30 protein-coding genes are annotated in these 21,339 nt (G+C 56.3%); 21 read left to right on the top strand and 9 right to left on the bottom strand.

The genetic code is table 11. The features are described 5' to 3' along the window. On the top strand, positions 1-660 hold a 660-nt coding region (locus tag BQ8290_RS14995; protein ID WP_108791634.1), incomplete at its 5' end, for a transposase. Here BQ8290_RS14995 and ruvX read toward each other — a convergent pair. Genes ruvX through pyrE form a run of 7 tightly spaced genes read right to left on the bottom strand, consistent with a single transcriptional unit; the run spans position 657 to position 5,429 of the window. After that, positions 657-1,103, bottom strand: a complete 447-nt coding sequence (gene ruvX / locus BQ8290_RS14990; protein ID WP_337661470.1) for a Holliday junction resolvase RuvX — start codon at positions 1,101-1,103, stop codon at positions 657-659. The genes BQ8290_RS14995 and ruvX overlap by 4 nt on opposite strands. Before the next feature lie 32 nt (positions 1,104-1,135). Next, complete coding sequence (locus tag BQ8290_RS14985) at positions 1,136-2,374, bottom strand: DUF3089 domain-containing protein (RefSeq protein WP_108791632.1); 1,239 nt, start codon at positions 2,372-2,374, stop codon at positions 1,136-1,138. Between the two features lie 18 nt (positions 2,375-2,392). After that, positions 2,393-3,304 carry a signal peptidase I gene (gene lepB, locus BQ8290_RS14980; RefSeq protein WP_108791630.1) on the bottom strand — a complete coding sequence of 304 codons (912 nt, stop codon included), beginning with the start codon at positions 3,302-3,304 and terminating at the stop codon, positions 2,393-2,395. Positions 3,305-3,346: 42 nt separating this feature from the next. After that, positions 3,347-3,748 (bottom strand): holo-ACP synthase, encoded by a 402-nt coding sequence (gene acpS, locus BQ8290_RS14975; protein WP_108791628.1) that lies wholly within the window; start codon positions 3,746-3,748, stop codon positions 3,347-3,349. Further along, positions 3,745-4,029 carry a pyridoxal phosphate biosynthetic protein gene (locus BQ8290_RS14970; protein ID WP_108791626.1) on the bottom strand — a complete coding sequence of 95 codons (285 nt, stop codon included), beginning with the start codon at positions 4,027-4,029 and terminating at the stop codon, positions 3,745-3,747. Before BQ8290_RS14970 ends, acpS begins: the two co-directional genes overlap by 4 nt. A 30-nt stretch (positions 4,030-4,059) precedes the next feature. Beyond that, positions 4,060-4,824, bottom strand: a complete 765-nt coding sequence (locus tag BQ8290_RS14965) for a pyridoxine 5'-phosphate synthase (protein WP_108791624.1) — start codon at positions 4,822-4,824, stop codon at positions 4,060-4,062. Positions 4,825-4,826: 2 nt separating this feature from the next. Continuing rightward, on the bottom strand, positions 4,827-5,429 hold the full coding sequence (gene pyrE, locus BQ8290_RS14960; protein WP_108791622.1) for an orotate phosphoribosyltransferase: 603 nt from the start codon (positions 5,427-5,429) through the stop codon (positions 4,827-4,829). Positions 5,430-5,669: 240 nt separating this feature from the next. Between pyrE and coxB the strand changes: the two genes are divergently transcribed. The 17 genes from coxB (at position 5,670) to BQ8290_RS14880 (ending at position 18,161) form a co-directional block, all read left to right on the top strand. After that, complete coding sequence (coxB, locus tag BQ8290_RS14955) at positions 5,670-6,692, top strand: cytochrome c oxidase subunit II (protein ID WP_337661469.1); 1,023 nt, start codon at positions 5,670-5,672, stop codon at positions 6,690-6,692. A gap of 60 nt (positions 6,693-6,752) precedes the next feature. Further along, a complete protein-coding gene (gene ctaD, locus BQ8290_RS14950; RefSeq protein WP_108791620.1) occupies positions 6,753-8,486 on the top strand; it encodes a cytochrome c oxidase subunit I in 1,734 nt (577 codons plus the stop codon). Positions 8,487-8,606: 120 nt separating this feature from the next. Then, a complete protein-coding gene (locus BQ8290_RS14945; RefSeq protein ID WP_108791618.1) occupies positions 8,607-9,554 on the top strand; it encodes a heme o synthase in 948 nt (315 codons plus the stop codon). Continuing rightward, positions 9,551-9,676 carry a hypothetical protein gene (locus BQ8290_RS15260; RefSeq protein WP_337661468.1) on the top strand — a complete coding sequence of 42 codons (126 nt, stop codon included), beginning with the start codon at positions 9,551-9,553 and terminating at the stop codon, positions 9,674-9,676. The genes BQ8290_RS14945 and BQ8290_RS15260 overlap by 4 nt, the downstream gene beginning before the upstream one ends. A 1-nt stretch (position 9,677) precedes the next feature. Continuing rightward, a complete protein-coding gene (locus BQ8290_RS14940) occupies positions 9,678-10,286 on the top strand; it encodes a cytochrome c oxidase assembly protein (RefSeq protein WP_108791616.1) in 609 nt (202 codons plus the stop codon). A gap of 28 nt (positions 10,287-10,314) precedes the next feature. Beyond that, positions 10,315-11,199: a cytochrome c oxidase subunit 3 gene (locus BQ8290_RS14935; RefSeq protein ID WP_108791614.1), complete on the top strand. Its 885-nt coding sequence runs from the start codon at positions 10,315-10,317 to the stop codon at positions 11,197-11,199. A gap of 95 nt (positions 11,200-11,294) precedes the next feature. Continuing rightward, a complete protein-coding gene (locus BQ8290_RS14930) occupies positions 11,295-11,579 on the top strand; it encodes a DUF983 domain-containing protein (RefSeq protein WP_337661467.1) in 285 nt (94 codons plus the stop codon). Then, positions 11,576-12,178: an SURF1 family cytochrome oxidase biogenesis protein gene (locus tag BQ8290_RS14925; protein WP_108791612.1), complete on the top strand. Its 603-nt coding sequence runs from the start codon at positions 11,576-11,578 to the stop codon at positions 12,176-12,178. Before BQ8290_RS14930 ends, BQ8290_RS14925 begins: the two co-directional genes overlap by 4 nt. Before the next feature lie 115 nt (positions 12,179-12,293). Beyond that, the gene (gene thrC, locus BQ8290_RS14920) at positions 12,294-13,712 is read left to right on the top strand and encodes a threonine synthase (protein ID WP_108791610.1); all 1,419 of its coding nucleotides are present in this window, start codon (positions 12,294-12,296) and stop codon (positions 13,710-13,712) included. Next, complete coding sequence (locus BQ8290_RS14915) at positions 13,712-14,611, top strand: class I SAM-dependent methyltransferase (RefSeq protein WP_108791608.1); 900 nt, start codon at positions 13,712-13,714, stop codon at positions 14,609-14,611. The genes thrC and BQ8290_RS14915 overlap by 1 nt, the downstream gene beginning before the upstream one ends. Then, the gene (locus BQ8290_RS14910; protein WP_108791606.1) at positions 14,608-15,078 is read left to right on the top strand and encodes a SecDF P1 head subdomain-containing protein; all 471 of its coding nucleotides are present in this window, start codon (positions 14,608-14,610) and stop codon (positions 15,076-15,078) included. Before BQ8290_RS14915 ends, BQ8290_RS14910 begins: the two co-directional genes overlap by 4 nt. Then, positions 15,075-15,452, top strand: a complete 378-nt coding sequence (locus BQ8290_RS14905; protein ID WP_108791604.1) for a dihydroneopterin aldolase — start codon at positions 15,075-15,077, stop codon at positions 15,450-15,452. The genes BQ8290_RS14910 and BQ8290_RS14905 overlap by 4 nt, the downstream gene beginning before the upstream one ends. 12 nt (positions 15,453-15,464) lie before the next feature. Next, positions 15,465-15,782 carry a Rossmann fold domain-containing protein gene (locus tag BQ8290_RS14900; RefSeq protein ID WP_108791602.1) on the top strand — a complete coding sequence of 106 codons (318 nt, stop codon included), beginning with the start codon at positions 15,465-15,467 and terminating at the stop codon, positions 15,780-15,782. Next, positions 15,775-16,842, top strand: coding sequence for a GTP 3',8-cyclase MoaA (gene moaA, locus BQ8290_RS14895; protein ID WP_108791600.1), 1,068 nt, complete (start codon positions 15,775-15,777; stop codon positions 16,840-16,842). Before BQ8290_RS14900 ends, moaA begins: the two co-directional genes overlap by 8 nt. A 2-nt stretch (positions 16,843-16,844) precedes the next feature. Beyond that, on the top strand, positions 16,845-17,108 hold the full coding sequence (locus tag BQ8290_RS14890; RefSeq protein ID WP_108791598.1) for a MoaD/ThiS family protein: 264 nt from the start codon (positions 16,845-16,847) through the stop codon (positions 17,106-17,108). 1 nt (position 17,109) lies between these two features. Further along, the gene (locus tag BQ8290_RS14885; RefSeq protein WP_443112329.1) at positions 17,110-17,595 is read left to right on the top strand and encodes a molybdenum cofactor biosynthesis protein MoaE; all 486 of its coding nucleotides are present in this window, start codon (positions 17,110-17,112) and stop codon (positions 17,593-17,595) included. A 98-nt stretch (positions 17,596-17,693) separates the two neighbouring features. Further along, a complete protein-coding gene (locus BQ8290_RS14880) occupies positions 17,694-18,161 on the top strand; it encodes a hypothetical protein (RefSeq protein ID WP_108791596.1) in 468 nt (155 codons plus the stop codon). Positions 18,162-18,208: 47 nt separating this feature from the next. Here BQ8290_RS14880 and BQ8290_RS14875 read toward each other — a convergent pair whose 3' ends face one another. Then, on the bottom strand, positions 18,209-18,922 hold the full coding sequence (locus BQ8290_RS14875; RefSeq protein ID WP_108791594.1) for a helix-turn-helix domain-containing protein: 714 nt from the start codon (positions 18,920-18,922) through the stop codon (positions 18,209-18,211). A 2-nt stretch (positions 18,923-18,924) separates the two neighbouring features. Beyond that, positions 18,925-19,452 carry a hypothetical protein gene (locus BQ8290_RS14870; protein WP_337661466.1) on the bottom strand — a complete coding sequence of 176 codons (528 nt, stop codon included), beginning with the start codon at positions 19,450-19,452 and terminating at the stop codon, positions 18,925-18,927. Between the two features lie 311 nt (positions 19,453-19,763). On the opposite strand from BQ8290_RS14870, the gene rplU reads away from it, so the two are divergent. From rplU to BQ8290_RS14855, 3 genes are all read left to right on the top strand, one after another. Continuing rightward, positions 19,764-20,267, top strand: a complete 504-nt coding sequence (gene rplU / locus BQ8290_RS14865; protein ID WP_108791591.1) for a 50S ribosomal protein L21 — start codon at positions 19,764-19,766, stop codon at positions 20,265-20,267. A 12-nt stretch (positions 20,268-20,279) separates the two neighbouring features. Then, positions 20,280-20,549 carry a 50S ribosomal protein L27 gene (rpmA, locus tag BQ8290_RS14860; protein ID WP_108791589.1) on the top strand — a complete coding sequence of 90 codons (270 nt, stop codon included), beginning with the start codon at positions 20,280-20,282 and terminating at the stop codon, positions 20,547-20,549. 215 nt (positions 20,550-20,764) lie between these two features. Continuing rightward, entirely contained in the window at positions 20,765-21,334 is a 570-nt protein-coding gene (locus BQ8290_RS14855) for a GNAT family N-acetyltransferase (protein ID WP_443112343.1), read from the top strand. The last annotated feature ends 5 nt before the right edge of the window (positions 21,335-21,339 follow it).

Raw genomic sequence — 21,339 nt, 5'->3', positions numbered from 1 at the left:
GASASCGCCAATATCTGGCCCGCCGAACACGATCTGTGCTTTCGCAACAGCGGGGCCAGAACCTTTGTCTACGGCGTGCCCCACGATCACAATTTCTCATTCCTCACCAGCGGATATCTGGGCCCCGGATATGCCAGCGATTATTATGAGTACGATTACGACGCAGTGACCGGGTATCGCGGGGAGAATGCGGGCCTTCGCTTTATCGAACGCAGCGCGCTCCACCAAGGGAAGATGATGCTCTATCGTGCGCATCGCGATGTGCATTCACAATTGCCAGCGCAAAGTCTTTCTGTGTCGTTGAACGTGATGCACGTCGATCCTGCCCAAGCATGGTTTGACCAATACGGGTTTGATCTTGAAAGCGGTGAGATCACGCGCTTTCTAAGCCCCAACGCAACCGAGGTTTTCTTGCGCACCGCCGTGGCCAGCGGCGCTAACAATGCGGTTGAGTTTGCGGATTGGATTGGAACCACGCATCCCAGCGACCGATTGCGTCTTGCCAGTTTCGAAGCCCGCGCAGGTCGAGCGGTGGATGCGGTGGAACGCGATGCAATTTGGGATCGCGCCTCACGCAGCGGCAGCCGGATGGTAGCCACTCTTGCTCAAAACAGACGCATAGGGATCGAAGATAAACTTGCGCGAGACGCTGCGCGTTAAAGGATGCCGCCGGCCAATCGATCAATGGCGCCTTGCAAAATGACCGCTGCGGCGTGGCTGTCGATAGCTTCAGCGCGGCGCGCGCGACTCATATCTTGTCCGATCATTGCGGCTTCTGCGCTTTGCGTGGACCATCGTTCGTCCCACAACAGGATCGGCATTCCAAACGCTTCTTCGGCGTTGCGGGCAAAGGCGCGGCTTGCCTGAGCGCGCGGTCCTTCGCTGCCGTCCATATTGCGGGGGAGCCCCAAAACAATCCCAGTGACTTTGCGCGCTTCCACGATTTCTCTGATCAATGCGCGGTCGCGGGCCCATTTTCCACGGGTGATGGTTTTTCCATTGGTAGCAAAACGCCATCCCGCATCGCAAAGGGCCGTGCCGATCGTCTTGGTCCCAAGATCAAGACCCAGCAGCACGCCACCGCCGTCATCGCTATCGGGCAATGCATCCGCAAAATCGGGCGCAAATTCGGTGATCAGTTTGCCACACTCTCTGGTTCGGTGACCGTGACCGGTTCGCCGTTCCTCAACGCAGCCGCGCTCACTCGGCGGGCAACGTCCGCCTGTGTGTTCGCCCAAAACAATGGGATATCATACACGTGATAATTGTTGCCGGGCAGGACGTAAGAGCCAAGATCGGGTGGATCGCCGATCAACAACAATCCGCGTTCGTCACAACGCGCCGGCACCGCCGCCGGAACAAGCTCGCCGTTCGACAAAGTGTTGTCGGGCACCAATGTGCCCAGATTGCTGCTGGCGTCGGCCGCCCCGCCAAAAGTTCCGGTGATGGGATTGGTGCACAAAATCTGACTGTTTCCGCGCGCTTCCCCGTCAAAGCCGATGGATGCAGAATACGTATCGATCACCGAAGAGGGATCGGCCGGTTCGGCAAAGCTCGACCATGAAATCAAGCATCCGGTCTGAGCCGCCGTGGCGCACGCATCGATTCCCAATGCGGGCAGATCGCGTTCCACTGAGATCGGCCAACCCACGGCATAGGCGGCGACCAATCGGCTTTTGATCGGCGAACCGTTCACTTCCTCACGCAACAATCGCAACAGGTGCAAAGACCCTTGGCTGTGCCCGGCGATGACAATCGGTGTGTCGGCGTCAACCGATTCCACGAAATAGCCGAACGCCTCAACTACATCGGCATAGGCAGCGTCCAACGCTTGCTGCGCCTCTGGTGCATCGGTCAAAAACGCGCCCATCGTCGCCTGACGATAACGCGGGGCCCAAATTTCGCTGGCGGCGTTGAATGGACTAGCCATACCGCGAACATACAGCCGTGCGACCCGTTCTGCTTCTTCATCGCCAATTGCTGCGTTCCAATTGTCGCGGCTTAGGTAGCTTGTCGGGTGGATGAAAAAGACCGCAAAATCCGGCGCGTCCGGCGGTGTGGCCTGAGTGGGGGCGTTGCCTGCCGTATCTGCCGCCGTGCCCGACTGCGTTGCGCCGTCATCGGATGCCGCTTGCGCAATTGGCGCGTATGCAGGCTGCCACCGGGCCGGGTCATTCACGCCAATTCCCGGGCGCGAATACCACAAAGCAGGGTCTTGGTACGCGTTCGCCTCCATCGGCGCGGTTGGGGTGAATTCGGCGCTCGGCACGAACACAAATTCGGCCAGTTCCTCTTGAAACATCTCATAAGCGATCCGCCCGATCAGGAAGATCACAATGCAGAACGCGATGAAGTAGAGAAATTTTCTAGCCATGGATGGCCCTCACATTATTCAATCGGCCGCGGGTTCCGGCGCTTCGCTTTGTTCGGCAATGGGGTTTTGTTCCGCAATGGCCGGTCGCAACGTCGTCCATGCCCGATCCCCGCGCATCGCCGAATACCAGCTGAGCGGGTTCCATGTGGCCGATCCATCAACAGAGAAGGTGATGAACTCTGCTCGTCCACCAATGTTCTCAAGCGGAATTGCCCCGCCAAGGCCGCTTTTCTCGGCTCTGGCTCTGCTGTCGGCGCTCTCATCGCGATTGTCTCCCATCGTGAAGACATGCCCTTCGGGCACGATGTAAGGACCATAATTATCCAGATCGTCTTCGCCCATTCGCGTGCGGCTTTGATCGGCATGATCGATAATCAAATAGGTCGCACCGTTGGGCAGAGTTTCACGATAGGTGGGCGGTTCAAAGAATTGTTCGCCATTGGGCATGCGCACTTTGTAGGCGAGGAAGTTGTCGAGGCACGGACGGCCTCTGCATGTCAGATCGGGTTCAAACGGAATGCGCACCGGCGGCACCACTTCGCGCTTCACCGGCACGCCGTTCAAAATGATGCGGCCATCGCGCACTTCGATCGTGTCACCGGGAAGGGCAACGACCCGTTTGATGTAATCTTCATCGCGGATCGGATGCACCGGGATAACGATATCGCCATATTCAGGGGTTGATCCGAAAACGCGCCAGTCGCCACGCGGCAACAGGTGAAAACTCGCCGAAGCCCACGACCAGCCATAGGGATATTTGCTAACCACCAATCGATCGCCAACATGCAATGATGGCATCATTGAAGTCGATGGGATGTAAAACGGTTTTGCCACGAGGCTGTGAAAAGCCAGCACGGCCAACAGCATTAGAGCCAGTCCGCGAAATTCTGCGAACCAATTGACCTTCTCTTTTTCGTCGGTTTTAGTCACTCAAGTGTCCGTTTTTTGGATTTGGGGCAGCGCGCGGCCGACTTAACGGGGAAATGCCTCGATAATGACAAAGGCCTGCGCCCATGGGTGATCATCGGTCAAGGTCATGTGGATGTGCGCCTCATGGCCCGGCGGGACCATTTCTTCAAGCCGCTTTGCAGCGCCGCCGGTCAAAGCCAATGTCGGCGCACCCGAAGGCGCGTTGACGACGCCGATATCCTTCATGAAAACGCCCCGTCGAAACCCGGTGCCAACCGCTTTGCTGAAGGCTTCTTTCGCAGCAAAGCGTTTCGCATAGGTGCCGGCGATTGTGTAAGGTCGGCGGCGCGCCTTAGCGCGTTCGACTTCGGTGAATACACGGTTCTCAAAACGTTCGCCGTATCGCTCCAACGAATTGGCGATCCGGTCGATATTGCACAGGTCAGAACCCAATCCGATAATCATGACGTTGCCTTTATCACGCTCACCACAAGGAGCATTAGGGCGATACTATGCAGGATCACCTGAGATTTGAACAAGGGGTGTGAAAAATCCCCCTTTGCGATTTTCAGCGCCCCGACATAGCCGAATATCTGCAATGCGAGCCATCCAATCGCAAATCCACGCATCGCCCCGGTGTTGAGCGCAAAGCCCAGAAACGCGACGGCGATCAGGAACAAAGCCGCAGCGCCGAATGACCATAGCTTTTGATCACGGGATAAAGTGGGGAGTTGATCGTTCGTCATGATGCCGATTCGGTTTTCAAGATTCCGCCTTCATCGCGCGGCGTCCATCAAATCACGCATCCGGCGAATGGCCGGTTCTAGGCCGGTGAAAACCGCCTCTGCGATGAGGTAATGCCCGATATTCAATTCGGCGAGCTGGGGAATGGCTGCGATCGGTTGAACATTGTCGAATGTTAGACCGTGGCCGGCATGCGGTTCAATCCCGTTCTTGGCCGCCAAAGCCGCCATATCGGTGATGCGCCGCAATTCCTTTGCGGTGCGGTCGCCATCGCCATCCAAGATCGCATGTGCGTATTCGCCCGTGTGGAATTCGACCACCGGCACGCCAAGATGCAAGGCGGTTTCCAATTGTCGTTCATCCGCTTCGATAAACAACGACACGCGGATGTCGGCTTCCCGCAATCGATCCACAATCGGAACCAAGGTGTTGTGCAAGCCAGCCGCGTCCAATCCGCCTTCGGTTGTGCGCTCTTCGCGCTTTTCCGGGACGATACACGCCGCGTGCGGTTTGTGGCGCAATGCGATGCCCAACATTTCCTGTGTCGCGGCCATTTCTAGGTTCAACGGCAAATCTGTGGCGTCTTGGATGCGGGCCAGATCTTCGTCGCGGATATGGCGACGATCTTCGCGCAAATGGGCGGTGATTCCATCGCCGCCGACACTCGCCACAATCTGCGCAGCGCGCACGGGATCGGGATGGTCGCCGCCCCGCGCATTGCGGATGGTGGCCACGTGATCAATGTTCACGCCCAACCGCAACGGAGGTAGAGAAGAATTGGCGGCGATGTCCTGCATTGTTATTTCCTGCTGCCGGGTTTGGTCACAGCTACGCTGGCAAGGGCATCCGGGATGTCATTTTCATCGTATGTCGGAAAATCGAATGCCGCGAGCGGATAGAAAGGTACGCCAAGATCGGCGGAACCCAATGACCGGTCGATTAACGCACATTCGGCAATGACTTCGCCCCCTTCGCGGGCGACCGCGTCGATGGCTTCCCGGCTGGATAGGCCGGTTGTGACCACGTCTTCGACCATCAAAACTTTCGCGCCCGGCTCCAACGCGAATCCGCGGCGAAGATGGAAAGTGCCTTCGGGCCGTTCGAGGAACATGCCATCTTTCTTGAGGACGCGCGCAACTTCGTGACCGACTATAATGCCGCCCATCGCGGGTGAGACCACCACATCAACTTGGTCCAAAACATCGTCGGGGATCGCGTTTACAATCGCTTGCGCCAGCCGCCCCGCGCGGGCTGGATCCATCAAGACCCGCGCGCATTGTAGGTAATGACCGCTATGCCGCCCCGATGAGAGTTTGAAATGCCCTTCGAGCAATGCCCCGCAGTCGCGGAACTCTTTGAGCACGTCATCAACAGTTTCGGGGATAGTTTCGTGTGTGGTCATCGTCTTGAAAATTCCTCAAAATATAGGGCGTGTGGGTCCCAATTCTCTAGGCCAATTGCGCCAACGGCATGAAGCCTTGCATAATTTTCTCCCTAGAACCGCTTGAGGCACTGAGCAAGCGAGGCTATGGGGCAATCGACTTTGGCAGAAATGCCATGGGCGCGTTGGGCGATTGGGGCGGCAAAGTTTGCTAACTTGCGTTCAACTTGGGATAAATTCGAAAACTGATTAGGCACGATTATGGGTCAGGCTTTTGCCCGCATGAAGTTCTCAATTCTGGCGCTAATGGCGGCTGTTCTAGCCGTTGCATCGCCCCAGATGGCGATCGCGCAAGATGCTGCGCAAGACGGTGTTGTTGCTGAACAATCCGCTGCGACGGCTGATGCCGAAACTGGTCCGGTTGAGCCGGGCGGTTACACGCCCTTGGAGCCGACCGAAGGCAAAGGCATGCCGACATCGTATTACGATGATCCGTTGAAGAGCATGACTTTCCAAGATCAGTATACGAAAGACGGCGAATACGCCTTGTTCATGCACGACTGGATTTTGATGCCGGTCATCACCGCGATCAGCATTTTCGTGCTGGGATTGCTGTTGTATGTCGGTTTCCGTTTCAACCGTCGTGCCAATCCGGTTCCATCCAAGACAACGCACAACACGTTGATCGAAGTGGTTTGGACCATTGTTCCTGTTATTATTTTGGTGATCATCGCCGTTCCGTCGATCACATTGCTTGCGCGGCAATATGAAACGCCGCCTGCCGATGCGATCACGATCAAGGCAGTCGGGTACCAATGGTATTGGGGCTACGAATACCCTGATCACGATGTCGAAGTAATCTCCAACATGTTGGACGAAGATGCAGCAGCGGCGAATGGTGAATACCATCAGCTTGCAGTGGACAATCGGATGGTTGTTCCGGTCGGTGTGCCGCTTCGCATTCAAACCACTGCGGCCGACGTTATTCACGCATTTGCGGTTCCTTCGCTTTGGTTCAAACAGGACGCCGTTCCGGGCCGTTTGAATGAGCGCATGCTCGTCATCGAAGAGCCAGGCGTGTATTACGGCCAATGTTCAGAACTTTGCGGCGCTCTGCACGGGTTTATGCCCATCGCCGTCGAAGCGGTTCCGATGGAAGATTTCGAGGCGTGGGTTCTGTCAGAAGGCGGAACGATCCCAAGCGACGAAGACGAAGTATCGGCTGAAGCAGCGGATACAGACGCTCCCCCCGCTGACGAAGCCGCCGAAGAGCCCGCTGCGTAATTTATCGCAGCGACACGCATTTAAGAACACAGATTAAACCGAAACAAAGAGACGCAAACGATGGCCACCACAGCTGAAGGTTTCGACGCTCCAACCGCAGGTCACGGCGGGGATCATTCGCATGACGATCATGGCGATCACATGCCGGGCTTTTTCGCCCGTTGGTTCATGTCAACCAACCACAAGGATATCGGCACGCTGTATCTGATTTTTGCGATTGTCGCAGGGATCATCGGTGGCGCGATTTCCGGTATCATGCGTTTGGAACTGGCTGAGCCGGGCATCCAATATCTGTTCTGGTTCGCTGGTGCAGCGGAAGGCGACATCGCCGCCGCTGGTCACATGTGGAACGTCTTTATCACGGCTCACGGTCTGATCATGGTCTTCTTCATGGTTATGCCGGCAATGATCGGCGGCTTTGGTAACTGGTTCGTACCGTTGATGATTGGTGCGCCGGACATGGCGTTCCCACGGATGAACAACATCTCGTTCTGGCTGACTGTCGTTGGTTTCTTGAGCTTGCTGTTCTCAATGTTTGTGCCGGGTTCGGCCAACGGTTTGGGTGCGGGCGTCGGTTGGACGGTCTATGCGCCGCTTTCCACGACCTATGCTCCGGGGCCATCGGTCGATTTTGCAATCTTCTCGCTCCACTTGGCGGGCGCTGGCTCCATCTTGGGGGCGACCAACTTCATCACAACCATCTTCAACATGCGTGCGCCGGGTATGACCCTGCACAAAATGCCGTTGTTCGTGTGGTCGGTTTTGGTCACCGCATTCCTGCTCTTGCTCGCGCTGCCGGTCTTGGCCGCTGCGATCACGATGCTTTTGACGGACCGCAATTTCGGCACGACATTCTTTGATCCCGCCGGCGGTGGTGATCCTGTCCTCTACCAACACTTGTTCTGGTTCTTCGGGCACCCCGAAGTGTACATCATGATTCTGCCGGGTTTCGGCATGGTTTCTCAGATCGTTGCAACTTTCAGTCGTAAGCCTGTGTTTGGCTATCTCGGCATGGCCTATGCGATGGTTGCCATCGGTGTCGTCGGCTTCGTCGTGTGGGCGCACCACATGTACACAGTCGGCCTCGACGTGAACACGAAGATGTACTTCACCGCCGCAACGATGGTGATCGCCGTTCCCACGGGTGTGAAGATCTTTAGCTGGATCGCGACCATGTGGGGTGGTTCGATGGAATTCAAATCGCCAATGGTTTGGGCGCTTGGCTTCATCTTCCTCTTCACCGTTGGCGGTGTGACCGGCGTGGTGCTGGCCAATGGCGGTATCGATGATAACCTTCACGACACCTATTACGTTGTGGCCCACTTCCACTACGTGCTGTCGATGGGCGCTGTGTTCTCGCTGTTTGCCGGTTTCTATTACTGGTTCCCGAAAATGAGCGGTCGGATGCATTCTGAGTTCCTTTCGCACCTGCACTTCTGGGTGTTCTTCATCGGGGTGAACGTGATCTTCTTCCCGCAACACTTCTTGGGAATGAACGGTATGCCGCGTCGCTACCCCGATTTCCCAGAGCAGTTCGCGTTCTGGAATCAGGTTAGCTCCTACGGCTACGTCATTATGGCGGCTTCTATGCTGATCTTCTTCGTCAATCTTGCGTACGCATTCACTGCGGGCAAGAAAGCGGCGAACAACCCATGGGGCGAAGGCGCAACGACGCTGGAGTGGACTTTGACGTCACCTCCGCCATTCCACCAGTTTGAGACTCTGCCGGTGATCGAAGACCACCACGATTACCACGATCACGCCTCAACGAAGGATGGCGCCGCGACCGCTTAATCGCGGCACGGATGCGGATCGATCCCGGAATTTAATCGGGACGGTGACAATCGAAAAACGAGGGGGCGCGCTGTGATGGTGCGCTCTCTTGCGAATGGAAAGATGAGCTAAAGCGTTGATATGAACACCGCTGTTGAAACGACTAAGATGCCGACGGAATGGCGTGATTTCTTCACGCTAACCAAACCGCGCGTCATGACGTTGGTGGTTTTCACCGCGATTTGCGGGCTCTTGGCAGCACCTGGTTCAATCCATCCTATTCTTGGTTTTACCGCAATTCTTGCGATTGCCATGGGGGCGGGCGGTTCGGCCGTGATCAACCAATGGTGGGAAGCAGATATAGACGCCGGCATGGTTCGCACCGCGAACCGACCTTTACCCGATGGCCGGATGCGGCGCGACGACGCCCGAGATTTTGGAATCTTTTTGTCGGTGGTTTCCGTGGGCCTCATGGGGGTTGCGATCGGATGGTTGGCCGCCGCGATGTTGACGATCGCGATTGTCTATTACGCCGTCGTCTACACAATGTGGTTGAAGCCGCGCACGCCGCAAAACATTGTTATTGGCGGTGGGTCTGGCGCATTTCCGCCACTGATCGGTTGGATTGCTGTAACGGGTGAAGTGACGGCCATGCCGGTCTTGCTGTTCGCGATTATCTTTATGTGGACGCCGCCGCATTTCTGGGCGCTCGCGCTGTTTATGAAATCGGATTACGCCAAAGTCGGCATCCCAATGATGCCTGTTGTCGCAGGCGAACGATCCACACGCCGTCAAATTCTTGCCTACACCGTGCTGTTGGCGCCTGTGGCGATTGCTCCATGGGTCATTGGCGGGACCAGCTGGGTCTATGGTTCGGTTGCCGTTGTACTGTCGGTGCTGTTCTTCGCCTTGGCTGTCCCCGTTGGAACGCGCGTGCGCAGCGATGACGACCAGATGGCCCAGGAAAAGCTGCTTTTCAAATTCAGCATCTTCTACCTGTTTGCTCTTTTTGCTGCTTTGGTCGCTGATCGTATCTTGGCGGCTCAGGGGGTTATTGGACCCGGTGTATTGGCGGGAGTGTTCGTATGACACCCGAAGAAGAAACCGAATTCAAACGTCGTCAGAAAAGTCGCAACCTAGTGGTTGGCGGCACGTTGTTGTTTTTTGTCGTGCTGTTTTACGCGATCACCATGGTCAGGATGGGCGACTAAGATGGCGAACACACTGACCGGCTCTGCGCATGACGGAGATACCGCGCGTAAGAATGTTCAGACTGGCGCCATGGCAATCTTTGGTGCTTTGGCGATGTTGGGCCTCGGATACGCGTCCGTACCTCTCTACGATCTGTTTTGCCGGGTAACTGGATTTGGCGGTACGACGCAAGTGGCCAGCGAAGCGGATGCCGGACGCGCCGCCGCTGCGGGCACTTTTCGCGAAATTTCAATCCGGTTCGATGGCTCGATCGCGCGCGATGTGCCGTGGGATTTTCACCCGTCGCAATCGACAGACACGGTTCGCATTGGCCAACGCGATATCGCGACCTACGTCGCGCGCAACAATTCGTCACAGCCGGTAACCGGCACAGCGTCATTCAATGTTGAGCCAGCGCAGGCGGGCATCTATTTTCACAAAATTCAATGTTTTTGCTTCACCGAGCAAACGCTTGAGCCTGGTCAAGAAGTGACGATGCCGGTCCTGTATTATGTCGATCCAGCGATCTTGGACGACGATGTGATTGGCGATATTGAACAGATTACGCTCAGCTACACTTTTCACCGCACGAAAGAGCCCGTATTGAGTGCTCTGGACGGCTCGCAATAGATTTGTTCCTAGGGACGGGAAGACGACCATGGCAGGTAATGTAAACCACGATTATCACATTCTAGAGCCGGATATCTGGCCGCTGCTCGGCGCGTTTTCCGCGTTGACCTTCACATCTGGAATGGTCCTTAGCTTTTACCCAGAGCAGTTTGGCCTAGCCAGCAGCGTCGTCATTTGGGCGGGTCTTGCCGGGTTGCTGGCGACATTCTTCTTTTGGTTCAAGAACGTCGTCATCGAAGCGCAGCGCGGCGATCACACCCCGGTGGTGCAACTTCACATGCGCTACGGCATGATCTTGTTCATCGCGTCCGAAGTGATGTTCTTTGTCGGTTGGTTCTGGAGCTTTTTTGACTTCGCTCTATTCCCGGCCATGTTGGAAGTTTCCAATGCGGGTACCGCCGACCAGTCGACGACCAACCTGTTCATCACCGAAGGCGTAACCGCTGCGGGAACATTGGTCCCCGAAGGGATGGAAGTCCTCGATCCGTTCAGCTTGCCTCTGCTCAACACCATGATCCTTTTGTGCTCTGGCACCACCGTAACATGGGCGCACCACGCGTTGATCCACGGCGATCGCGAAGGGTTGAAGCAAGGTCTTTGGGCAACGGTTGCTCTGGGCGTATTGTTCAGCTTCATCCAAGGATATGAGTACAGCGTTGCGCCGTTCCTGTTTGGCCAAAACACCTACAGTTCGGCGTTCTACATGGCGACTGGCTTCCACGGCTTCCACGTGTTGATCGGTACGATCTTCCTCGCTGTTTGCCTGTATCGTGCTTACATCGGTCACTTCACCGCGCGTCAGCATTTCGGTTTCGAAGCGGCGGCGTGGTATTGGCACTTCGTTGATGTCGTGTGGCTCTTCCTCTTCATCGCCGTCTACATCTGGGGCGGTGCAGGTGCCGAAGTCCACTGATGCAAACGGGCGAAAGCCCTGATGAAACCAAAGGGCAGTCCGGGATTACTCGGGCTGCCCTTTTGGGTTTATGTCCCCGTTGCGGGGAAAAGACCTTGTTTGAGGCGCCGGCGCGGATTGCGCTCACTTGTTCGGATTGCGGGTTGGATCTTGGCGCGCATGAACGCGGTGGCCGGTTGGCCGGTATTGTCACCGCGCTATTGGCGATCGTTCTGATGCTGATTGCCGTTGGAATCGAAACAACATTTCGTCCACCGATCTGGTTACAGGCGGCGTTTTGGGCACCGATCACTGTGTTTGGCGTTATCGGCGCCTTACGGCTTTTCAAGACCACTTTGCTGTATGCAGCTTACAACAAACATGAGACCAACCCCGAATGATGAAACGCTTGCCTATCATTCCGACCATTCTCGTCCTTGCTGCGGCCGGTGTGATGGTGTGGCTGGGGTTTTGGCAATTGGGCCGCGCAGATGAGAAAGCGGCTTTAATAGCGGAATATGAGCATCAAGCCGAAGTCCAAGAGACGATCGACATTACCATCGGCAGTGACGAAGTCGTCTATCGTCCCGTCAATTTGACATGTGATGAACCGAGCGATTGGAAGGCAGTGGCCGGCCGAAATGCTCGAGGGCAAGCAGGTTTTGCGCATCGCTATTTGTGTCACATCGTCCCGGGTTCTGACTTCACAGATAATGCACCACCTGAATCTCATACGTACGCCGATGTCGGATGGTCCTCCTCTCCGACCAATCCAAATTTCGCGGGTGGCGTGGTTAAGGGAGTTCCAGTCAGGATGGGGGATCATTTCAAGATTATCGCCAGCGAATCTCTGGCCGGTCTCGAACCGCTTGCCAAACCCGACCCCAACGATCTGCCCAACAACCACCTTGCCTATGCGGGACAATGGTTCTTCTTCGCTTTGACCGCGTTGATCATCTATTGGCTGGCCGTCAGATCGCGATTGGCAAAGCGGGATTGAGAACGTCCAATTTAGCAAGCATGCCCGATGCGTAGCGACGGCAAAGGCCAGCTGGGCATGGGTTAAGCCAGCGTTGCTTGCCCCGCAGCGCGCACGGCGCTAACCGCGAGAGACTATGGAATACGTATCCACCAGGGGCGACGCGCCCGTACTCGATTTTGAAGGTGTCACTCTGGCCGGGCTTGCCTCGGACGGGGGGCTTTACCTTCCGCGTGAATGGCCAAAATTCACTGCCGATCAAATTCGCGATCTGCGCGGCGAAGATTATTGGACCGTCGCGGTCGAAGTGATGAAGCCATTTGTTGGCGACAGCCTGACCGAACAAGAGCTGAGTGATATCTGCAACCAAGTGTACGGCGGTTCCTTTAGCCACGCTGCGGTTACGCCCTTAGTCCAATTGGACACGCAAAACTGGTTGCTTGAATTGTTCCACGGCCCGACGCTCGCGTTCAAAGATGTCGCCTTGCAAATGTTGGGGCGCTTGTTTGAAACGTTCTTGGAACGGCGCGACAAACGGCTGACGATTGTTGGCGCGACAAGCGGGGATACCGGTTCCGCAGCCATTCGAGCGGTTGCCGGCCTTGATCGGGTTGAGATTTTCATGCTCCACCCCGAAGGCAAGGTGAGTGATGTTCAGCGGCGTCAAATGACGACGGTGCGGTCACCCAATGTCCACAACATCGCAATCGACGGCAGCTTTGACGATGCGCAAAGCCATGTGAAGCGGATGTTTGCCGACTCAAGCGTCAATCAAACGCTTAACCTAGGTGCGGTAAATTCGATCAACTGGGCCCGGTTGATGGCTCAGGTCGTGTATTATTTTTACGCAGCGCTTCAAATGGGCGCCCCCGATCGCAAGGTCGCCTTTAGCGTGCCGACCGGCAATTTCGGAGATGTGTTTGCAGGTTATGTCGCGGCGAAGATGGGACTGCCGATTGATCGGTTGGTCGTGGCCACCAACGTCAATGACATTCTGGAACGCGCTTTGACCACCGGCGATTATTCCGCGCGCGGGGTGACGGCGACGATCACACCGTCGATGGATATTCAGGTCAGTTCCAATTTCGAACGTCTCCTGTTCGATCTGGGCGGTCGCGACGGCGCGGCCATGGCCGCGCAGATGCACGGATTTGATGATACGCAAAGCATGACATTGACCGATGCTCAGCGGAATGGCGCACACGATCTGTTTATGGGGGTCCGCGCCGATCAGGATCAAACCGCGCGCGCCATGCAGATCGCTCATCAAAGCAGTGGTCAGATCATCGACCCGCATACGGCAGTTGGCCTGAGCGCGGCGCATTCCGCCATTGACGATGATTCTATCGATCCCCTTACGCCGGTCATTACATTGGCCACCGCTCATCCGGCGAAATTCCCGGATGCGGTTGAACGCGCCGTGGGGGTTCGACCGGCTCTGCCCGCACGCGTGGGCGACTTGTTCGGGCGTGAAGAGAAATTCACAACCCTAGCGGGCGATTATGAAACCACGCGTGACTTTGTGCTTAGCAATGCGGCGTCTTCCGCAAGCTGATGGCGGAGTTGATCCAACAACCGGTGGTTATGGAATGCGCCGGATGGGATGCCTATCGATTGATCGATAGCGGTCAGGGCCGCAAATATGAGGCGTTTGGCCCGCACTCCTTTATCCGACCCGAACCGCAGGCCATGTGGACCCCGCGATTGATGGGCGAAAACGGGCCGCAATGGCCTGCATCGGGTGAATTTGTACCGGGATCCGATGAAGACGGCGGCGGCAGGTGGAATTTGGATCCTTCGGTGCCGGACGGATGGGAGCTGGGGTGGAACGATGTTCGGTTCACCGCGATGCCGACCCCGTTTCGCCACCTCCAATTCTTTCCCGATATGGCCGTCGTTTGGGATTGGATGCACGATCAATTGGGTGATCGCACCGATGCCGAAACGCTCAATATGTTCGGTTACACCGGGCTCGGCTCGCTTGCGCTAAGCGATTTTGGCCGAGTGACCCATGTGGATGCATCCAAGAAATCGGTAGCACAGGCACGCGATAACGCCGCCTTGTCGAAGATGGATGACCGGCCAATCCGGTGGCTGATTGATGATGCGGCGAAATTCACGGCCCGCGAAGTGCGCCGAGAAAAGCGGTATGACGGCATCATATTGGACCCGCCGAAATTTGGTCGCGGTCCCAAGAACGAAACATGGCGGATCGAAGAGGGGTTGCCATCCCTTATCGGAGATTGTGCCGAACTTTTGGACGATAAAAGTGCGTTTCTGTTCCTCACAGTGTACGCTGTTCGAATGAGCAGCCTATCGATCGCTGGACTGCTCGAGGAGGCGTTGAGAGACTTGCCGGGCACGATTGAACATGGCGATATTGCCGTTCGCGAAGAAGGGGAGGGAGGGCGCCTATTGCCCACCGCGATCTTTGCCAGATGGAGCAATGCATGAACGTTTCGCGCATTCGAAATGGTGGTGTGTTGGTCGGGCTTATAATGCCCTTAACGATGACTTTGTCTGCTTGCGGTGAGGAACAAGGCCTGAAGCCTTCTGCCCGGGTGGTCCCTGCGGAATTACGAATAGCGAGCGAAGATGGGTCGATGACTTTCGATCGGCTTGAAATGTGCGATGCCAATGTCGCCAAAGTTGTGATCACAACCGATCTGCAATCGTCGCAACCGGCATTGCTTGTCACCATGACCGAAACCGGCGGTGTTTGGTTGGCAAACGCGACCACGCGGTACGTTTCAAGACCGATGCAATTGATCGTTGATGGCGACCTCATTATGGAACCCATAATCCTCGAGCCGATTTTGGGCGGAGAACTTCAAGTCTCTGGCTTTCACGGCTTTAGCAATGAGCGCATTGGAAGCGCCCTCTTATCACCATGTGAAGGTTCAACAGCGCGCCCCCAATGACCGATTCCCTCATTCTCGAAGTCGCCGATCTCGAAGTGGATGTCCTCACCGGGATTTATTCCGAAGAGACGGGCAAACCACAACCGCTGCGCTTTACCATTCAAGTGCGGTACGATGTGGCCGACCGCTACGATCCCGACACGCCGCTTGATGCGAGCAAGAATTACATGGACATCAAATTCGCGGCTTCGGAAGGGTTGCCCAAAGGCGTGCATTTCAAGCTGATTGAGGCGGTGGGCGATCACATTTGTGAGACATTGTTTGTTCAAGATGTCCGTGTGCAGGCAGTGACAGTCAAAATCGTCAAGCTGGCCATTGCCGAAGCGAACGAGAAAATCGGCATCACGCTTCACCGCGAACGTCCAGCGGGATAAGGCCGACACCTGATGCAAGCGGTGCTGACCATTCAAACGCTGCCACAATCCGGCATTTTGGCGAGCACTGCGTTTGCAAAGGAACATCTCAATAAAGCCGTCGCTTTAATCGGTGATGATACGACGCAGGCGCTTGCAATTGTTTTGCCGGCGGCAGGGCCGGATCACGATGATTGGCGGCGCACCTTGGCCAGGGATTTGGCGCGGGCGCATACGCCGATCCGTGTGAATGTTGTCGGCGACAACGACAAGGCGAACACCGATACGGTGCTGGCATATTTGAGGAATGCGCCCGGCGTAACGGGTCAGTACCTTGCCACGCATGAGTGACGCCACCGATCATACCATTCCCCGCAAACGGGACCATCTTTTGCTCAATGAAGCGCCAGCAAAACCGGCGCCTTTGGTCGACGCGTTTCAACGGCGTATTTCCTATTTGCGCATGTCGGTGACGGATCGCTGCGATTTACGGTGCACCTATTGCATGCCCGAACGCATGACATTTCTGCCAAAACGCGAAGTGTTGTCGCTCGAAGAATTGTTCGAATTGGCCAGCGGTTTCATTGATCGCGGCGTTACAAAATTACGGATCACGGGCGGTGAACCGTTGGTCCGCCGGGATATTATGGACTTGTTCACGGCGCTGGGTCGCCGATTGGGGCATGACCTCCAAGAATTGACGCTGACGACCAATGCAACGCAATTGGCGACGCATGCCGACGGTTTGGCAAAGGCCGGTGTGCGACGGGTGAACATTTCTCTCGACACGCTGGATCGCGCGCGATTTGCCGAACTCACCCGCCGCGACGCTCTGCCCCAAGTCTTGGAAGGAATCGAAGCCGCGCGCGATGCCGGGTTAAAGGTCAAATTGAACGCGGTAGCCCTGAAAGAGGTGAACGAAGAGGAATTGCCTGACCTGATTGGGTGGGCCCATGCGCGCGGCCATGATGTGACCTTGATCGAAGTGATGCCGCTTGGCGATGTGGAAGAAGAGCGGCTCGACCAATATTTGCGCCTCGATACGGTGCGTAACCGGTTGGAAGATCGGTGGACATTGACGGACAACGCTCGGTCCAGTGGCGGCCCTGCGCGATATGTGGATGTTGCAGAAACAGGTGGGCAATTGGGTTTCATCACCCCCCATTCGAACAATTTCTGCGCCAGCTGCAATCGATTGCGAGTGACGGCGACAGGTCAGCTTTATCCGTGCTTAGGCGGGAACGAACGAGTTGATCTGCGCGCGGCGTTGCGATCAGATAATCCGCAAGAGGCGCTGGCCCAAGGGCTGGATCAAGCGATGGCCATCAAACCAGAGCGGCATCATTTTCGCATGGATAAACGCGGCGCCGATCCGGCATTGGCCCGCCATATGTCGATGACTGGGGGTTAATCGTGTCGGTGCGCATCGTGTATCTTGGCAGACTTTCAGAAATTGCAGGGTGCAATAACTCTGAGTTCGATTCTGCAGCTGACGGCTTGGATTGGGCCCAATTGATCGTGCTGTTGCGCGATAACGTCAATCTGGCGATTTCCGATGCCGCGGCAAACGAGCGAACTTTGGTCGCGGTGAACGGCAAAGTCCTATCCGAGAAAGCCGCTTTGATCGCAAGACACGGTGATGAGATTGCGTTGTTGCCGCCCGTATCCGGTGGGTAATGTGACAGGCTTGCTTGATATCCGGTTGTTGGATGCACCGTTTGATCCGAATCTGGCGGTCGATCACCTAACCGACAACACGCCGGACGCTGGTGGCATCGCAAGCTTTATTGGGAAGGTTCGGGCAGGAGCAGCGGTTTCTGACGCGACATCTCAGTCTCATGACGCCGCCGTCGAAGCGTTGGAATTGTCGCATTACCCACCCCTGACCTTGCCGGGCATGCAAGACCTAGCGGCAAATGCGAATGAGCGCTTTTCTCTGATGGGGCTAGTCATTCTGCATCGGACCGGTCGTTTGCATCCGGGCGATCCGATTGTCTGTGTATCCGTGGCAGCGCGCCACCGGCGCGACGCAATATTGGCGGTGGACTATTGTATGGATCATCTCAAAAGCGCGGCGTGGTTTTGGAAGCGCGAACTGCGCGGCGGCGAATGGCGCTGGATTGAGCCGCGAGAGGCCGATCACGCCGATCTAAGCCGTTGGTGAGCCAGACCGTCTCCAAAGAAAATTACGCCAGTTTGATCTGGATCAAAGTCGGTACCAACATCATCGAATAATTCTCCTTTCAACCAAGGAGAAGCGCGATGACCAATCGAATTCACAACCATCTTGATCGCGGCGAAGCCCGGATCGTCAACGCACCTGTTGCCCCGATGGCAGCGGTCAATCACGATGCGCAAGCCGCGCTGGCCCAACATCAGGTCGAAAACGACCGAAATTTCGAACTGCCAACCGCGTTGTATGGCGCCACCGTTGGCCTGTATCTGGCATTTTTCGGCGTCATGTTTGCCGGGTTTGGCGGGCCTGGATTGATCATTCCAACGGCCATTTTCGTTGTCTTTGTTGTGGCGGGATTCGGCGTCCCGGCGATTTGGACCCGGATTGGCAACAATCGCTCCGTCGCTATGACGTGGGGTCAGCTTAAAAACAAAGGCATCATGACAAACACCGGTCAATTGAGCATGCGAGATGCGGCCATTCAGATGCTGATTTTGCCTGTTCTTGTCGTTCTGTGGGGCTGCACCACTGTTCTCATCGCCACCTTGGTTTGAACACGGGGCGTTGGAAGCGCCCTATGCAGCCAATCCAAGCGGGACCGTTACGGCACTGGGATATCGTCGCTGTGACGCCCGGAGAGGGCTTGGAGGAGCGCGGGGTCGGTCAATTCGATCCCGCGTTTTCCTTTGCGTGCAATCGCGCCCATGGATTCCAGCTCGCTAAGCTTGCGACTTACGGTTTCGATGGTCAGGCCAAGCATATTGGCGACCTCTCCACGGGTCAGCGGCAGTTCAAATTCGTGCGCAAGATGACACGACGACGCGCTGGCCGCAGCAGCGAAATCATGCAGCAATGCGGCGAGCCGCGTCTCCGCGCGGGCATTGGCGGTCAATTCCAATAAAGTGCGGGTGGAAAGCAGGTCTTCCTGTGCCCGTCTAAGCAACGCCCGGGCCAAAGCGGGATAGGCATCAATCGCTCGTTCGATATCGGCCCGCGCGAATGTGCACAAAGTGCTTTGGGTCAAGGCGACAACGTCGTGATGCGCGTAGGGCGAAAACAACTCACCGATAAACCCGGCCGGGTGAACCAACGCGAGTATTTGTTCGCGACCCTGCGAATCGATCGCCGACACTTTCAACGCCCCTTTTACCAAAGTGGCACAAGCGGCCTGGTCATCGCCGGCGGCAAACAACATTTCTCCGCGTTCCAATGTGCGGATGCGGCCCGCAGCGGAAAGGGCTTCACGCTCTTCTGGCGAAAGAACGGAGCACGCCGCGCTGTCGCGAACAGGACATGTTTCGCACGCCGTCGTCATGATCAAAATTGTCGCGTGATCGAATCGAGTGAATTGAGGAACGCTTCCTGTTCGGCAGCCATCTGGCCGACCAACACCTGAGCCGCGCGAATATCGTCCAACGGCGCAAATGTGCTGGCCGCGTTGAATTCCATTTGATCAAGGTCGCCCAACGCAATGTTGGTGCGACCATGAAGAACCGACAATTCCGCAACCGCGACCAAAGCGCGCGCACGCAAATCGCTCTCGCTATCGGTTGACTGGGCGTCTTGGATCAATCGGCGTGTATCGGTGCCCGATGCCATAAATTCCTGATGCGCGCTGCGCGCTTGTTCCACAAATCCGCGCAATTGACCGAATGTTTGCGAGGATGGGGCGACCGTCTCGTCCGCATCGGCCGGGGTGAATTGCCCGGTTGTCCGCTGTGTTTCGCGTTCCGCATCACGGGCGGCAAGGGATGGATATTGGTCGCTAGTTCCGGCGCATCCGACCAATGCCATCGCGGCCAAAGAGGTGGCCATGCCCAAAACGGTGGAGTTGCCTTGTTTCATCGCAATAATCGCATTGTTGTCTAAAAACGTTGTCAGGAAGTGTTTGCGCGTTACCACGACAATTGCAGAGGGCAAAGACACCAGTCGAATTGAAGCGGGGTGATGATGATCTGTGCAGGAACGGGCCGGATGCAGTGCAAAAGGTCGTTTCAAGGCATTTTCTGAGAAGACGAGCGTTGACTTGATCGCGTGGTTCCCTTAACGGCACGCTTCTTTCAGGTGCTGTGTCTTCGCAGCGCCGAACTGCCGTTGGGTTGACGCGAATTCATCGCGTGAAATCGAACACAGCACGAGATTGAGAGTATTAAGCCATGTTCGCGATAGTGCGCACGGGCGGCAAGCAGTATCGGGTTGCCGCCGGAGATAAAATTGCCGTTGAAAAACTTGCTGGTGAAGCGGGTGATACGGTCACGTTGGGTGACGTTCTTTTGGCGGGTGAAGGCGATTCTGTCGCTGATGCCTCCAAGGTTAGCGTTTCCGCTGAAATCATCGCTCAAGCTAAGAGCGAAAAGGTTGTCGTTTTCAAAAAGCGTCGCCGTCACAATTACCGTCGTAAGGCCGGTCACCGTCAACAAATGACGTTGCTGCGCATTACCGACGTTGGTGAAGGCAAAGCCGCTAAGAAAGCCCCTGCGAAAAAAGCAGCGGCTCCGAAAGCGGAAACCGAAGCGAAAGCGGCACCTGCTAAAAAGGCTCCGGCCAAAAAAGCAGCACCGAAAGCTGCAGCTGCTCAGAAAAAGCCTGCTGCGAAAAAAGCTCCAGCCAAAAAGGCACCGGCTAAGAAAGCCGCGCCTAAAGCTGACGACACCAAGTAAGGATCAGGAACCATGGCACATAAAAAAGCAGGCGGTTCATCGCGTAACGGTCGCGACTCAGTAGGTCGCCGCCTTGGTGTGAAAAAATTCGGCGGTCAGGACGTGATCGGCGGAAACATTCTCGTGCGTCAGCGCGGAACCAAATTCTATCCGGGCACCAATGTTGGTATTGGCAAGGATCACACCTTGTTCGCGACAGCCGAAGGCGTCGTACGATTCCACAAAGGCAAGCTAGGCCGCAAATACGTGTCGGTAGACATGATGGCGGAAGCAGCGGAATAACCGGACGGTTCAAGAAAAGGATCGTCCCACGGGGCGGTCCTAGCCGGGTCAACACACCGGCAGCGTAGAGGGAGAAGGGCCACCCCAGTCACTGGGGGAGGCGTCTCCCTCTTCTCGTTTCTCCCTTGAAAATCGGCGACACAATATTGTCTCGCGGAAATGAAATTGTCACGCGCACCGATTACCGGGTGCGCGAGGCGAGAGAGGGAATGATCGTGTTTCATCGCAGCGACAGATTACTGCTCAGACCCATTTGGCCCGAAGATTGGAAGGGCGTCCTAAACGGCATCGCCGACGAGGGCGTCGTTCGCAATTTGGCCAGGGCGCCTTGGCCTTATCGCGAACAAGACGCGCGCGCCTTTACCGCGTTGCCAATTGACCCGCACTCGCCGCGCTTCCTAATCACGCGCGCCGATAGCGCCGCAATTGTCGGATGCATAGGGATCGATCCACCGCCTGCCGAAGAGGGTGAGAGCGCCGGAACGATCGAATTGGGATATTGGATTGCGCGTCCCCATTGGGGCCAAGGTTACGCAACCGAAGCAGGGCGCGCGATCCTCTCTATCGCGCGCGTGCTTGGTTACGACCGCGTCATCGGATCCCACTTCCTCGACAATCCTGCATCGGGTAAAGTTCTTGAGAAACTGGGGTTTGAACCGACCGGTCGCGTGGTTGACCGGCATTCCTGCGGTCGCGGCCATAAAGCACCCACGGCGGAATACGCGTTGGATTTCACCGAACAGGGTTGCGTTGGCTATGGCGCGGGCGCGGTCTGCGCGGCGTGAATGAA

Origin of the sequence: Erythrobacter sp. Alg231-14, assembly GCF_900149685.1 — a bacterium.
Lineage (GTDB): Bacteria > Pseudomonadota > Alphaproteobacteria > Sphingomonadales > Sphingomonadaceae > Erythrobacter.
Note: the sequence above shows the minus strand (reverse complement) of the source record. Positions and strands in the feature narration are given on the sequence as shown.

Excerpts from the sequence above, each read along its gene's own strand:
- BQ8290_RS14985 (WP_108791632.1), bottom strand. The coding sequence starts at position 2,374 with ATGGCTAGAAAATTTCTCTACTTCATCGCGTTCTGCATTGTGATCTTC.
- acpS (WP_108791628.1), bottom strand. The coding sequence starts at position 3,748 with ATGATTATCGGATTGGGTTCTGACCTGTGCAATATCGACCGGATCGCC.
- BQ8290_RS14970 (WP_108791626.1), bottom strand. The coding sequence starts at position 4,029 with ATGACGAACGATCAACTCCCCACTTTATCCCGTGATCAAAAGCTATGG.
- BQ8290_RS14965 (WP_108791624.1), bottom strand. The coding sequence starts at position 4,824 with ATGCAGGACATCGCCGCCAATTCTTCTCTACCTCCGTTGCGGTTGGGC.
- pyrE (WP_108791622.1), bottom strand. The coding sequence starts at position 5,429 with ATGACCACACACGAAACTATCCCCGAAACTGTTGATGACGTGCTCAAA.
- coxB (WP_337661469.1), top strand. The coding sequence starts at position 5,670 with ATGGGTCAGGCTTTTGCCCGCATGAAGTTCTCAATTCTGGCGCTAATG.
- ctaD (WP_108791620.1), top strand. The coding sequence starts at position 6,753 with ATGGCCACCACAGCTGAAGGTTTCGACGCTCCAACCGCAGGTCACGGC.
- BQ8290_RS14945 (WP_108791618.1), top strand. The coding sequence starts at position 8,607 with ATGAACACCGCTGTTGAAACGACTAAGATGCCGACGGAATGGCGTGAT.
- BQ8290_RS15260 (WP_337661468.1), top strand. The coding sequence starts at position 9,551 with ATGACACCCGAAGAAGAAACCGAATTCAAACGTCGTCAGAAAAGTCGC.
- BQ8290_RS14940 (WP_108791616.1), top strand. The coding sequence starts at position 9,678 with ATGGCGAACACACTGACCGGCTCTGCGCATGACGGAGATACCGCGCGT.
- BQ8290_RS14935 (WP_108791614.1), top strand. The coding sequence starts at position 10,315 with ATGGCAGGTAATGTAAACCACGATTATCACATTCTAGAGCCGGATATC.
- BQ8290_RS14925 (WP_108791612.1), top strand. The coding sequence starts at position 11,576 with ATGATGAAACGCTTGCCTATCATTCCGACCATTCTCGTCCTTGCTGCG.
- thrC (WP_108791610.1), top strand. The coding sequence starts at position 12,294 with ATGGAATACGTATCCACCAGGGGCGACGCGCCCGTACTCGATTTTGAA.
- BQ8290_RS14915 (WP_108791608.1), top strand. The coding sequence starts at position 13,712 with ATGGCGGAGTTGATCCAACAACCGGTGGTTATGGAATGCGCCGGATGG.
- BQ8290_RS14910 (WP_108791606.1), top strand. The coding sequence starts at position 14,608 with ATGAACGTTTCGCGCATTCGAAATGGTGGTGTGTTGGTCGGGCTTATA.
- BQ8290_RS14905 (WP_108791604.1), top strand. The coding sequence starts at position 15,075 with ATGACCGATTCCCTCATTCTCGAAGTCGCCGATCTCGAAGTGGATGTC.
- BQ8290_RS14900 (WP_108791602.1), top strand. The coding sequence starts at position 15,465 with ATGCAAGCGGTGCTGACCATTCAAACGCTGCCACAATCCGGCATTTTG.
- moaA (WP_108791600.1), top strand. The coding sequence starts at position 15,775 with ATGAGTGACGCCACCGATCATACCATTCCCCGCAAACGGGACCATCTT.
- BQ8290_RS14880 (WP_108791596.1), top strand. The coding sequence starts at position 17,694 with ATGACCAATCGAATTCACAACCATCTTGATCGCGGCGAAGCCCGGATC.
- BQ8290_RS14875 (WP_108791594.1), bottom strand. The coding sequence starts at position 18,922 with ATGACGACGGCGTGCGAAACATGTCCTGTTCGCGACAGCGCGGCGTGC.
- BQ8290_RS14870 (WP_337661466.1), bottom strand. The coding sequence starts at position 19,452 with ATGAAACAAGGCAACTCCACCGTTTTGGGCATGGCCACCTCTTTGGCC.
- rplU (WP_108791591.1), top strand. The coding sequence starts at position 19,764 with ATGTTCGCGATAGTGCGCACGGGCGGCAAGCAGTATCGGGTTGCCGCC.
- rpmA (WP_108791589.1), top strand. The coding sequence starts at position 20,280 with ATGGCACATAAAAAAGCAGGCGGTTCATCGCGTAACGGTCGCGACTCA.